7 protein-coding genes are annotated in these 12,950 nt (G+C 65.3%); 1 reads left to right on the top strand and 6 read right to left on the bottom strand.

The features are described 5' to 3' along the window. Positions 1 to 10: 10 nt before the first annotated feature. Positions 11 to 3,013: a hypothetical protein gene (locus tag NLN62_RS05975; RefSeq protein WP_254107933.1), complete on the top strand. Its 3,003-nt coding sequence runs from the start codon at positions 11 to 13 to the stop codon at positions 3,011 to 3,013. 92 nt (positions 3,014 to 3,105) lie between these two features. On the opposite strand, the gene NLN62_RS05970 is transcribed toward NLN62_RS05975, so the two are convergent. From NLN62_RS05970 to NLN62_RS05945, 6 genes are all read right to left on the bottom strand, one after another. Then, complete coding sequence (locus NLN62_RS05970; RefSeq protein WP_254107931.1) at positions 3,106 to 5,352, bottom strand: TonB-dependent receptor; 2,247 nt, start codon at positions 5,350 to 5,352, stop codon at positions 3,106 to 3,108. 170 nt (positions 5,353 to 5,522) lie between these two features. Further along, entirely contained in the window at positions 5,523 to 5,915 is a 393-nt protein-coding gene (locus NLN62_RS05965) for a DUF2946 domain-containing protein (RefSeq protein ID WP_254107929.1), read from the bottom strand. Between the two features lie 158 nt (positions 5,916 to 6,073). Further along, entirely contained in the window at positions 6,074 to 8,137 is a 2,064-nt protein-coding gene (locus NLN62_RS05960; RefSeq protein WP_254107927.1) for a hypothetical protein, read from the bottom strand. Positions 8,138 to 8,152: 15 nt separating this feature from the next. Continuing rightward, complete coding sequence (locus tag NLN62_RS05955) at positions 8,153 to 10,963, bottom strand: DUF4159 domain-containing protein (RefSeq protein WP_254107925.1); 2,811 nt, start codon at positions 10,961 to 10,963, stop codon at positions 8,153 to 8,155. Further along, entirely contained in the window at positions 10,960 to 11,904 is a 945-nt protein-coding gene (locus tag NLN62_RS05950; protein ID WP_027522819.1) for a DUF58 domain-containing protein, read from the bottom strand. Before NLN62_RS05950 ends, NLN62_RS05955 begins: the two co-directional genes overlap by 4 nt. After that, the gene (locus NLN62_RS05945; protein WP_027522820.1) at positions 11,904 to 12,902 is read right to left on the bottom strand and encodes a MoxR family ATPase; all 999 of its coding nucleotides are present in this window, start codon (positions 12,900 to 12,902) and stop codon (positions 11,904 to 11,906) included. The genes NLN62_RS05950 and NLN62_RS05945 overlap by 1 nt, the downstream gene beginning before the upstream one ends. Positions 12,903 to 12,950 lie beyond the last annotated feature (48 nt).

The raw sequence follows: 12,950 nt of genomic DNA, 5'->3' as shown, positions 1-12,950 counted from the left end.
GGAGGGAGAGATGCCCAGGAAGGCCAGCCGATCAAGAAAATTGAGCGGGATCGTCGAGCGCGCGCATCCGGATAGCCAGCCGAGATCGGGCGATGAGCAGTTTTCCGCAGACTATACGGTGACCAGCACAACCGACGGCGGCGGACGCGTGCTGACCGATGTCGAGGTGATTCTGGTCTTCTGGGGCAGCTTCTGGACCACGACGCCTGCTCCGTCTCCTTCCAGCGACGAGTACAAGCAAGCGATTATCGGCATCCTCACGGGTCCCTACATGGGCGGCCTGCGCCAGTATCGCGGCGTCGCGCAGGGCACGCTGATCTTCACCGATCTCAACGACAGCACGAGTCCGGTGGATCAATATACCGACGACGACGTGAAGACGATGCTCAAGGATCGGCTCGACCACACGAGCATGCCGCCTCCGGCATCAGGCCATAATCGCTTCTACGCCGTGATCGTGCCGCCGGGCATCAGGAACAAGCTCACGACCACCAACAACTTCGTGGGCCAGCACCAGAGTTTCACCTACAAGGGCGTCACAGGATACTATGCTTGGGTGGACAATACGGGTTCGCTGACGGGGCATAATTGCGTCACCAAGGTCTTTTCGCACGAGCTGATCGAGGCGTGCACCAACCCCGACGTCGATACCTCGAACAACAGCATTCTGGTCAACGGCACCAACCCCGACGGTTCGACGGTCACGAACGACGAGATCGGCGACACCTGCAACAACCAGTTCGCGACGATCGACGTCAACGGCGTCAGCTGCTCCGTCCAGGCTTACTGGAGCAAGGCGGACAACGCCTGCATCCTCCCAACCGGCACTTTGACCTTCCTGGTGGACAAGGACACCTTCGGCAAGGATGAAGTGCAGGATGTCATCAACACCAGCGGCGGGACGTTCGAGCAGGCGTTCTGGCTCGTCGTCGACGGATTCAGCAAGAACACGTTCAGCTCTCTCAACGTCACGGTCCCGCTGCCGACAGGAGCGTTCGCCAACCTCAGCGGGATCTCGATCACTCAAAATTCAAACATCGATTTTGAGAACGGTGCAGACCCCGGCGCGCAGCAGAGGATACGAGTCCCGTTCGACATCACGTTCTCGAACGCGGCCCTCACGCATTTCCCGGCGTCCGGCAGTCAGACCTTAGAGCTCGATGCCTTCCTTGCGACCGACGGCAACCAGGTGCCGGGCACGAACGCTTCGACGCTGTTTGAACTGGTGGCGGGTGCAGACCCCTATTTCACCAATGTCGATCCGACCCAGAACAATGTCTTCTATCTGAGCCAGGACCTCAGGGTCTTCACTGCGACGCCCGGCCTGTCCCAGCATCCGGTTGCCGGTGCGCCGGCCTTTGCAAGTGACAGCGTCAACGGCGCATTCACCTATGTCCAGGACCTGCTCACGTTCCTGAACAACAATTTCAGCGATCCGGCCGGGGCCGATCCCTTCAACTCGATTCTTCCGAGCCAGGGGGCGGCATTGCAGGCCGATTCCTCCGTGACCCCATTCACCATCCAGCTCACGCCCACGTTCCCGCCGACGTTCAGGATCTTCAACAACTACAACTTCGCGGTGGCGAGAGTCCGCATGCGCGGCACCGCGGGCCCGGCAGGCGAAGCCAAGAATGCCCGCGTGTTTTTCAGGCTGTTCGTGACGCAGAGCCCCGATACGGACTATCAAACGAGTACGACCTACCCCTTCAATCCGGATGCGGCGGGCTTGCCCGGTTCGCCCCAGGTCGGCGCCGGTCACGTCACGCTACCGTTCTTCGCGACCGGAAATCTCGCCGGTAACACCGATTACGACAAAGGTGGCGTCAACAACCGCGATATCGAGATCACGAGCGGGAAGGACAGCATCTGGGTCTACTACGGGTGCTTCCTGAACCTTTATGATTCCGCCAACGTGATCGACGGCAAGCAGGCTCTGGCGTGGCTTGCCGGAACTCACCACTGTCTGGTGGCCCAGATCGCGTTCGACGATGCTCCGATCTTCATCGGGGCACGTCCCGAGGCGTCGGACAAGCTGGCGCAGCGCAATCTCCAGGTGACGGTCTCGGACAATCCCGGGCCCGCCTCGACGCACCGGATCCCGCAAACGTTCGATATCCGGCCGAGCACCATGGTCAGCCGAAAGACGCTCGTCGACGAGCTGATGATCGACTGGGGCAAAATTCCACATGGGAGCGTCGCCTCGATCTATTGGCCGCAGGTTCAGGCCACCGACGTGCTTGCGCTCGCATCGCAGCTTTATCCTGCACATTCCCTGACGGCAGGAGACACGAATACGATCCAGTGCAAGATCACGGGCGGCGTCACCTATGTGCCGATCCCGATGAATGCGGGCGAAAACTTCGCAGGTCTCCTCACGGTGGACCTTCCCACCACCGTCGTCACCGGTGAGGAATTCAATGTGATCGTCAGGCGCGTGGGACGGCAAGTCTCGAAACGCGACGTTTCGATCCAGAGGCCAGTTCTCGAGAGGAATGCCAGTCCGGACGTCGCTGTTCCGCGCCAACCATTTTCCTGGCGATATGTCATTGGAACGTTTCAGATCAAGATTCCAGTCTCGACGTCTGCCGTGATGCTGCGTCCCGAGGAAGACACCCTGGCGATCATGAAATGGCGATTGCAGCAGACTGCGCCGTCAAACCGGTGGTTTGCCGTGCTGCAGCGGTATGTCGCATTCCTGGCGGACCGCGTCGCCGGGCTTGGGGGCGATCCCAATGCCATTCCACCGTCGCCGAATGGCGCGCCGGTCGAAGTCCCAAGTCCCTGCCTCGATGTCGTCGAGTACACAGGGAAGGTCGCCGAGATCATCTTCGATTGCTTCGGCGAACTCGAGGGCTTTGTGCTCGCCGACTGCTGCACGACGCATGCCTTCAAGACGCGCGAGCGGCAAGTGGGAGAGCTGCTCCTGAGGGCATGCAGGGACCGGTTGCTTCTATCTGCTTTCGCTCTGAAGCATGACCGTTCGAAGGTTCATCGCATGGTCATTCGGGGTTGAACGATGCGGAAGGCGGACGGTGCTCGTGGGCATGCCACGAAGCGTCCGCAAGCGTCGGGGCCGGCCGGCCCCGACGGGAGCAGGAAGCGCGCCTAGAACCGCTGCGAGACGCCGACATAGAAGCCGCGTCGCGGCCCGTATTGCGGCGCGAACACGCCGATGCCGGTGCCGTCTCGGATCTGGTAGATCGTGTCGAACAGGTTCACCACGTCGAAGCGCACCGTCGTCGGCTTGTTCGGCGCCACGATGTTGAAGTCGTGCGACAGGCCGAGGTTCACCTGCGTGTAGGCGGGCAGGTGATCGGTGTTGGCAAAGCCCGCGCGCAGGCCGCTGCCATAGATCATCGACACGCTGTAGCGCGTGCCGTCCCACAGATAGGACGCGCCCGCCGAGGCCGTCAGCGTCTGCGCGTGGTCGGTGGAGACATAGTGGGTCGCGATGTAGTTGAGCTCGTCCTGGCCGAACAGGTACTGGTTCGAGACGATGTTGGTCGCGATCTGCCTGGCCCAGGCGAGATTGGCATAAGCGTTGAAATTGCCATTGTGATAGGTCGACTTGACCTCGAGGCCGATGTTCTCGCCGCGATCGTAGTTGAAGCCGTTCAGCACATAGGCCGCGCCGAACTGGCCGTCGTCGAGCAGATTGCGCGCGATCTTGTAGTAGCCGTCGACCCCGACCTCGAGGCCCGGGATCGGATAGATCTTCTGCACCACGCCGACGTCGAACACGTGTGACCGCTCCGGCAATACCGGACTGCTGACCGGAACCTCCGGCGTCAGCGTGTTCGCTGGCACGTTGGGCGGCGTCACCAGCGCAAGATTGGTGGGCGAGGCGATCACCTGCGACGGCGGAGTGAAGTTGCGCGCATAGCCGGCATGGAACGTGGTACCGTCGAACGGCTTCCATGTCAGGCTGACGCGAGGGCTGAGCTGGTTGGCGTTCACATACTGGTACATCTGGTCGAAACGCAATCCGGCGTTCAGGGTCAGATTGCTGGCGATCCGCCACTCGTCCTGGAGATAGGTCCCGATCAACCAGCCGGTCTTGGCATTGGAATCGAAGATCGAGAACGGCGCATCGATCGTGCCTGCGGCAGGATCGGTCGGGTCGGCCAGCGGCAGCACGGTCGAGCCGTTGTTGACCAATGTCCGCTCCGCGCTGACGCTGAAGCCGAAGCGCAGCGTGTGGGCATAGCCGACGCGCCAGGCGGTGTCCTGTTGGATGCCGTTGACGAGGCTCTGCCGGTAGACGTCGGAGGACACGCCGTTGAAGACGAGATCGCCGATCGGGTCGGGGTAGAAGTGCAACTGGCTGTAACGGTTGAAATAGGCGATCTGGGTGTCCCATTCGCCGACTGACTTCTGGTAGGCAGCGACGTTGAACTGGTTGAACTCGTTCTGGTGCTCGTTGAGCTTCGACGAGTCGAAATTGGACACGCCGAATGCCGTGAAGTTCGGCGTCTGTCCGGGATTGTTCGGGATCTGGAACGTCGCGTTCGACACGCCGCTCATGAAGGTCAGGCGGCTGGTGGGATCGAGCACCGTCGACATATAGAGGAATCCCTTCTCCTGATTGGTGCGGTCATGGATCGCGTTCACAGATGCCGTCGGATTCTCGATGCCGAGATTGTTCTGGAGGAAGCGGCCCGAGACGAAATACTGTGTCTGCCCGGCGGTCCCGCCATATTCGACGTTCGTCGAGATCGTGCCGTTGCTGCCGCCATAGACGCCGACGACGCCGGAATTGTTGAAGGCGTCCGCCTTGGTCTGGATGTCCAGCACGCCGGCGGTGCGGAAGCCGTACTGCGCGGGCAATGCGCCGGTGAGGAGGCTCATGCTGCCGACAATCCCGGTATCGAGGATCTGCCCGAATGCGCCGACGCCGTCGGGGAGCATGACGCCGTTGATGCGGTACTGCAAGTTGGCGTGCTCGTTGCGCACGTGCAACTCGCCACTGGCCGCCGAATCCTGGGTCACTCCGGGGAATTGCAGCAGCACCTTGTCCAGCGTCGCGTTGTTGCCCTGGGGCAGCGCCTCGATCGCCTGTCGGTTCATCGTGTGCGAGGTGGCGCCGATGGGGGCGACGACGTTGTCGCGGGTCTGGTCGAACTGCGCATTCTGCCCAGCCACGGTCTGCGCCTCGGTCGACGGCGGCGTTTCCGGCGCCTGGAGACGCTTTCGTACGGTGCGAACCTTCGGTGGACGCGATGGATGCACGCGTGGGGGGGCAGTGACCTCAACGCTGGGCAAGGTCGTGGCGGCGCTCGGCGCGGCGGTCTGCGCCATGGCGGTGCTGTTGAGATAGAAAAGCGTGAGCGTGGCTATGCCTGCGCCCGCCAAGCGGGGTCCTGAAGATACCAACATCGTCCTGATTCCGATCAGGCGCGGCCGAAATCCGGCTTCGACAACGAGCGCCTGCCGCCGACACGCGGCGGATCAATTTTCGAAAGCCCGACGGAGGCTTGCGCGCACGACGGCGGCAGCCCGTTGGGCGGTTCAATCGACGGAGATCAGGAAGCGGGTGGGGCGCGCGGCTGGAACGCGTGGCCGGCCGACTTCAGATGGATGAATTCGGCGTCGGTGGTGCGGTAGAGGAATTCGACCGCCTGCGGCAGATGCAGCAGCGGCGGCGTCGCGAACACGACCGTGCTCGCCATCGAGACGACGGCGCAGATGGCGCAATTGTCGTCGCCCTGCTGGTCGTGGTCGGGGTTGGCCGGCGACTGCTTCTGCAGTGCTGCACGATCGACGGACGCGATGCCGCCCGCCTGTTGCGACGACTGGAGCAGGGGGGCAGCCTGCGCGAACCAGTGGCTGTGGCCGAAGGTCAGCGCGAGCTGCATCAGCATCGCGAAGATCGCGAGCCGGGCGCCATGCCTGACGTTCGAGCGGAACCACTTCATTCGAAAACGCACCCCCGCATCGCGGCGGGCCAATCCCCCGGCCATCACGATGTTACAATGTAACATCGCAGGATCGTGGCGCGCATGTCAACTGCGGGAGGCGCGGCCGCTGTGGCCGGCCTCCCGATGTGATCTTCATGCAACGGAATTCGTGGGGCTCAGCGCCCTTCGCGCACCCAGGTCGCGGCGAACGCACCGAGCAGGAGCAGCAGCCCGATCAGCCCGGCGAAGATCGGCAGCACGCCGACGCCTTTCACCACGCTGGCATCGCGCATCCTGACCCCCATCCAGCCGTCGCCGTGGAAGACGCTAGCCGAGCGAACCGGCACGACACGCGGCAGATCGACGCTCGATCCGTCGACGACGCGCACGGCATCGCCGCCGGTCGCCTGCGTCAGCGGCTTCAACGTCTCGGCGGTCGAGGTGACCTCCGAAAATTCCTTCGGATTGGTTGGACCGACATTGATCAGCGCCTTCAGGGTGCCGTCGGTGGCCTGCCAGAGACCTAACTCGCCGGCCGGCAGGCTGGCGCGCCATTCGCCGGGGTCGCCAGCGTTGAGCGTGAGATCGCGCGTCACGCCGGAGGGCGAGGTCACTGTCACCGGCTGCACGCTGTCGGACATGGTCTGGCGCACCACGACGAGATCCTTGCCCTGCACCTGAAGACGCAACGCCTCCTCGTCGAGATCCGGCTGCTTCATCAGCCAGTGCGACATCCGCCGCAGCAGATCGAGATGCGGTCCGCCGCCCTCATAGCCGCGCGCCCACAGCCAGATGTGGTCGGAGAGCAGCAGCGCGACGCGGCCTTCGCCGAACCGCGACAGGAACAACAGCGGCTTGCCGTCGGCGCCGGTCATGACTGGCGAGCCGGTCGCATTCCTGGTGTCGACGGTACGGAAGAATCGGGCCCAATGCGGCGGCTCGCTCGCCGAGCCTTCGAGGCCGCGCGTCACGGGATGGCGTTTGCCGGTGTCTGAGAGGTGCGCATAGAACGGCTTCTCGGTGACGCCGACCGGCTCGGCCGGCAGCACCGAATCCAGGGGCGTGCGCCAGATGCTGGTGTTGGAGGCGTAGTCGGGACCGGCCGAGACCAGCACCGCGCCGCCCGAGCGCACATAGCGCGCGATGTTGTCGAAATAGGCGATCGGCAGCACGCCCTGGCGGGCATAGCGATCGAAGATGATCAACTGGAATTCGTTGATCTTCTGCTGAAACAATTCGCGGGTCGGAAACGCGATCAGCGACAATTCGTTGATCGGCGTGCCGTCCTGCTTCTCCGGCGGGCGCAGGATGGTGAAATGCACGAGATCGACGCTGGCGTCGGACTTGAGCAGGTTGCGCCAGGTACGCTCGCCGGAATGCGGCTCACCGGAGACCAGCAGCACGCGCAGCTTGTCGCGCACGCCGTCGATCGCCACCACGGCGCGGTTGTTGACCGGCGTCAGCTCCTTCTCGAGCGGCGAGGCCTCGATCTCGACGATGTTCGGACCGGCATGCTTGATGTCGACGTCGACGCTTGCGGTCTGGCCGCTCGACAGCGTGCGCTCGCTGATCGTCTCGCCGTCACGGCGGATGGTGACCTTGGCGCGTTCGCCAGTCACCCCCTGGTCGTCGAGACGGTAGGTGATGGTCTGGGTCTGGCCCACGATGCCGAAGCGCGGTGCGGCGGTGATTGCGATGCGGCGGTCGCGCTCGTTCTTCTGCCCGGTGATCAGCGCATGCACCGGCGCCTGGAAGCCGATCGCGGCGGCATTCGCCGGGATGTCATGCACCCGGCCGTCGGTGATCAGGAACGCGCCGGCGACGCGATCGACCGGCACGTCGGAGAGCGCGGAGGTGAGCGCGCCAAACAGTTTTGTGCCGTCGGTCTCGCCGTCGGCCTGTCCAGCCTCGACGACGCGCACCTCGAGTCCCTTGATCCGCTTCAGGCTGTCGACCAGCGCCTCCTGCGCCTGGGCGGCTTCCTTGGTGCGATTGCCAAAGTTCTGGCTCGGGCTCTTGTCGACGACGACGGCGGCGACCGAGGTGAGGGGATCGCGGTCCTCGCGGGTGAAGGAGGGGTTTGCGAGCGCAAGCAGGAACAGCGCCAGCGCGGCGACGCGCACCGCCGCGCCTCGTGCGCGCGCAAGCAGCAGGAAAATAGCGATGACCACGATCGCGGCAAGCGCGATCCACAAGACGATCGTGGGAACAAGCGGCGTGAACGCGATGCCGTAATTCATGTATTCATGTCGCTCCTATTGCCCGAGCCGCTCGATCAGCGCCGGCGCGTGCACCTGGTCGGCCTTGTAGTTGCCGGTCAGCGTGTACATCACGATGTTGACGCCGGCGCGGAAGGCGAATTCGCGCTGGCGCGGCTCGCTCTGGGTCAGCGGCAGCATCGGCTGGCCGTCGGGACGGATCGCCCAGGCGCCGGCAAGATCGTTCGAGGTGATGATGATCGGCGAGACGCCGTCGCCGCCGCGCGCTGGACGCTGCGCGCTCTCGTCCTCTTCCTCGCGCGGCAGGGTCTCGACCCAGGTCTGGCCGGTGTTGAAGCGGCCGGGGAAGTCGCGCAGCAGATAGAACGTCTTGGTCAGCACGTGCTCGCGCGGCACCGGCTCGAGCTCGGGCACGTCGAGCGAGGAGAGGATCTCGCGCAGCGCCTGCATGCCCGGCGTCTGCGAGGCGCCGTTGTCGCCGGGCGGCGCCTCGACCGCGTCGCGGGTGTCGAAGATCACGGTGCCGCCCTGCTTCATGTAGGCGTCGATCTTGTTGATGGCGTCCTGCGGCGGTTTTGGCGCGCCCGGCACGATCGGCCAGTAGATCAGCGGGAAGAAGGCGAGCTCATCACGCGCCGGATCGACGCCGACGGGATCGCCGGCCTCGAGCGCGGTGCGTTGCGCCAGGAACAGCGTCAGCCCGGACATGCCGGCTTTGACGATGGAATCGACGTCGGCATTGCCAGTCACGACATAGGCCAGGCGAGTCTGCGACACCGCTTTCATCGCAAAATCGTCGGCAGGGCTGTCGGCGCGCGATGGTGCAGGCGAGGCGAGGCTGGCGAGTACCAGTCCGATCGCGAGCACGGCGGGTGCCGCGCGCCGGCGCAGGAGCGCGGCGAGGCCGCCGCCGAGCAGCGCGACGATGATGGCGTCGATCAGGAACAGCGCCAGCGAGGTCGAGAGCAGCCAGCCGCGCAAATCGCGCGGCTCGGCGTTGGTGTAGGTTGCGTGCCGGGCGCGCAGGCTCGCGGTGTTGAGCGGGGCGATGCGGTCGGCGGCGGCGAGCGTGTTCACGGCCAGTGGTCCCTCGGCCGGGCCGTAGAAGCCGGGCGGATGATCTGATGTCGCGCGGTCGCGGTAATCGGCCGACAGCGGCTTTGCGGTCGCAGGCGGCGGACCGAAGGCGCCAAAACCGTCGAGGATGCGCAGCGGCGCCACTGTCTCGGTGCTGGCCTCACCGGCGACGCCGGGGCCGGGCTTGGAGGTGTAGCCGGACATGTCGACGATCCGCCTCAGCATGTCGACAAAGGTGCCCGACATCGGCAGGTCCGACCAGCGCATGTCGGCCGAGACATGAAACAGGCTGACCAGACCCTTGCCGCGATGCTCGCCGGTGACGAGCGGCGTGCCGTCTTCGAGCGAGGCCCAGCTCTTGGTCGCCAGCACTGCATCGGGCTCTGCGAGCACCTGGCGGCTCACGGTGACGTCTTTGGGGACGGGGACGCCGGCGAACGGACCGTCCGCGGTGAAGGCGGCGAGATGCTGCGGCTTCTCCCAGGTCAGGCTGCCGCCGAGCGTGCGGCCCCCCTTGCGCAGCTTCACCGGCACGAGGTCATCCTCGGCCTGCGCGAGGCGGGGACCTGCGAAGCGCACCAGCACGCCGCCCTGGTCGACCCAGGCGTTGAGGCGCTCGCGAATTTCAGGGGCGATGGTGCCGACATCGGCCAGGATGATCATGGGCAGCTTCTGGTCGAGGAATTGCGTGATGCCTTGTTGCGGCGCGCCCTTGTCGGCGAGGCGGACGTCGGCGAACGGCGCCAGCGCGCGGGTGAGATAGAAGGTCGGTGCCAGCAGCGGCTGCGCGGTCTCGCTGGTTGCGCCGGAGACGATGCCGATGGCGCGGCGCCGCCAGCGCTTGTCGAGCAGTTGCACGGCGCCGGCGGAGCGCTCGCCGGAGATTTCGAGACGGGTGATGTCGTTGCGCAGCTCGACCGGTAGGTCGAAGGCGGCCTCGGTCTCTTTGTCCTGCGGGGCGAAGGTGTAGCGGGCTTCGCCGATCGGCGAGCCCTTCTGGTCCAGTGCGCGCACGGTGCCGGCGGCAATGCCGCTGTCGGTGCGCAGCACCTTCACGACCATCTTGGCGGCCGCATTCTCGGCGGCGACCAGCGCCAGCGGGGAGGGTGTGCCGCCTTCAAACACCGTCAAGCTGCGGTCTCCGATCGTCTTCGTCAGGCCTTGCAGGAACTCCTCACCGCGGCCCGTATCGACACCGTCCGAGAGCCAGGCGATCTCGCAATCGCCGGTTGCCTTGAGGAAACGATCAATCGCGGTGAGAGTTTCAACACGCTCGATGGAATAGGGTTTTGGTGCGAGTTGCCGCAGCGCAACGCGCGCCGCCCCGGCCTGCATCAACGTGATGTCGCGGTTCGGCTCCGAGAGCGGCACCAGCGCGATGGCGCGGCGGTTGCTGTCGGCATTCGCGATCAGCTCGTCGGCTGCCTTGATCCGCGTGTCCCAGTTCGAGGCCGCGCTCCAGCCGTCGTCGAACAGGATCATCAGCGGCGCCTTGCTGCCGGCTAGCCCAGTCTGCGGATTCCAGATCGGGCCGGCGGCAGCGAAAATCACCAGCGCCGCGGCGAGCAGGCGCAGCGCGGTGAGCCACCAGGGCGTGCGCGAGGGCGTCTCTTCCTTCGGCGCGATGTCGAACAGCAGGCGCGTCGGTGGGAATTCGATGCGGCGCGGCCGCGGCGGCATCACGCGCAGCAGCCACCACAGCACCGGCAGGCTGACGAGCCCGATCAGGAGCAGCGGTTCGGTGAAGGCGAGCGGCAGGCTTCCGATCATGCGGCTGGTCCCGCTTTGACGGTGGTCGAGCGCGCGCCCGACTTGCTCACCTGCATGCCGGCATGCAGGAACAGCAGCAGTTCGGCGGCGGAGCGATCGGTGACGTGGGTGGCGAACAGCCAGTCGAGCTTGTTGGTCTCGTCGCGGATCTGGTCGCGATGCAGCGCGAGCCGCGCGGTGTAATCCTGGGCCCAGCTTTCGGCGCGCCCCGCCGTGATCTCGCCAAAGCCCTCGGGCTCGACGAATTCGACGCGGCCGGAATAGGGGAAGGTCTCCTCGGCGGGATCGACGATCTGCACCAGCGTGCCATGGGCGCCGGAGCCGGAGAGCGCCGCGAGCGTGCTCCTGATCTCCGCGATCGGCGACCAGAAATCGGACAGCACGACAGTCTCGGCGAGTGCCGAGGGCACGAAGGACGGCGGCAGGCTCGGCCGCTCGGCGTCGTCATGCAGCATCGCCTGCGCCATCTTGTCGATGATGCTGCGGCTCGCGGTCGGCGCCATCAGGCCGGGAATGCCGACGCGTTCGCCGCCGGAGACGAGCAGCTCGGCCAGCGCGAATGCCACGATCAGCGTGCGCTCGAGCTTGGAGTCGCGTGCGTTCCTTGATGCAAATGCCATCGAAGGCGAGCGGTCGGGCCAGATCCATACCGTGTGCGCGGCCTCCCATTCCTGCTCGCGGACATAGAGATGGTCGTCACGCGCCGAGCGGCGCCAATCGACGTTCTGCGACGGCTCGCCGGAGACGAAGCGGCGATACTGCCAGAAACTTTCGCCCGAGCCGGCGCGACGGCGGCCATGCAGGCCGTGGATGACGTTGGCGGCAATGCGACGGGCCTCTAACACCAGGCGCGGCAGCGAAGCGGCGAGCGTACGGCTTTCGCCATCGGCACGTCGGATCGCAATGATCTCCCTCGCCGTGTGCCCGTTGTCTGCGGCCATCAACCGATCCGTGTCTTCAATTGCCGGATCACGTCCGGAATCGTGCGGCCTTCGGCGCGCGCCTGGAACGTCAGTGCCATGCGGTGCTTCAGCACCGGCTCGGCGAGGTCGAGCACGTCGTCGATCGACGGCGCGAGGCGGCCGTCGAGCAGCGCACGTGCGCGCACCGCCAGCATCAGCGACTGGCTGGCGCGGGGACCGGGTCCCCAGGCAATCAGCTTGCCGGTTTCGCCACCGTCGGGGCCGGGACGCGCCGAGCGCACCAGCGACAGGATGGCCTCCACCACGGAATCGCCGACCGGCAGCCGCCGCACCAGCCGCTGGGCCGTGATCAGCGCATCCGCCGTCATCGATCCCTTTGCCAGCGTCTCTTCGGCGCCGGTGGTTTCGAACAGGATGCGCCGCTCGGCGTCGCGATCGGGATAGTCGACGTCGATTTCCATCAGGAAGCGGTCGAGCTGCGCTTCCGGCAGCGGATAGGTGCCTTCCTGCTCCAGCGGGTTTTGGGTCGCGAGCACATGGAACGGTTTCGGCAGGTCATGACGCGCGCCGGCTACCGTGATGTGCTGCTCCTGCATCGCTTGCAGGAGCGCGGACTGCGTGCGCGGGCTGGCGCGGTTGATTTCGTCGGCCATCAGGAGCTGCGCGAAGACCGGGCCGGCGATGAAGCGGAACGAGCGCTTTCCGGCGGTGCTCTCGTCGAGCACTTCGGCGCCGAGAATGTCCGATGGCATCAGGTCGGGCGTGAACTGGATGCGCTTGGCATCGAGACCCAGCGTGACGCCGAGCGTCTCGACGAGCTTGGTCTTGGCGAGACCCGGAACGCCGATCAGCAGCGCGTGACCGCCGGAGAGGATCGTCACCAGCGTGTTCTCGATCACGCGGTCCTGGCCGAAGATGACGGTTGCGATCGCGTCCTTGGCGGCGCGAATCTGCCCCGACACCTGCTCTGCCGAGCGGACGATCACGTCCTCGAGTTTTTCGACACTTTCCGCCATCCGTCAGCTCCTTAAGCCTCTTACGCGGCCTGCTTGCGTCGTCATGTC

The sequence above is a fragment of the Bradyrhizobium sp. CCGUVB23 genome, from assembly GCF_024199885.1.
Lineage (GTDB): Bacteria > Pseudomonadota > Alphaproteobacteria > Rhizobiales > Xanthobacteraceae > Bradyrhizobium.
This window is presented reverse-complemented; position numbering and strand designations above follow the sequence as displayed.

Bases quoted from the DNA above. Each gene is read 5' to 3' on its own strand.
- NLN62_RS05975 (WP_254107933.1), top strand. From the start codon at position 11: ATGCCCAGGAAGGCCAGCCGATCAAGAAAATTGAGCGGGATCGTCGAG.
- NLN62_RS05965 (WP_254107929.1), bottom strand. From the start codon at position 5,915: ATGAAGTGGTTCCGCTCGAACGTCAGGCATGGCGCCCGGCTCGCGATC.
- NLN62_RS05960 (WP_254107927.1), bottom strand. From the start codon at position 8,137: ATGAATTACGGCATCGCGTTCACGCCGCTTGTTCCCACGATCGTCTTG.
- NLN62_RS05955 (WP_254107925.1), bottom strand. From the start codon at position 10,963: ATGATCGGAAGCCTGCCGCTCGCCTTCACCGAACCGCTGCTCCTGATC.
- NLN62_RS05950 (WP_027522819.1), bottom strand. From the start codon at position 11,904: ATGGCCGCAGACAACGGGCACACGGCGAGGGAGATCATTGCGATCCGA.
- NLN62_RS05945 (WP_027522820.1), bottom strand. From the start codon at position 12,902: ATGGCGGAAAGTGTCGAAAAACTCGAGGACGTGATCGTCCGCTCGGCA.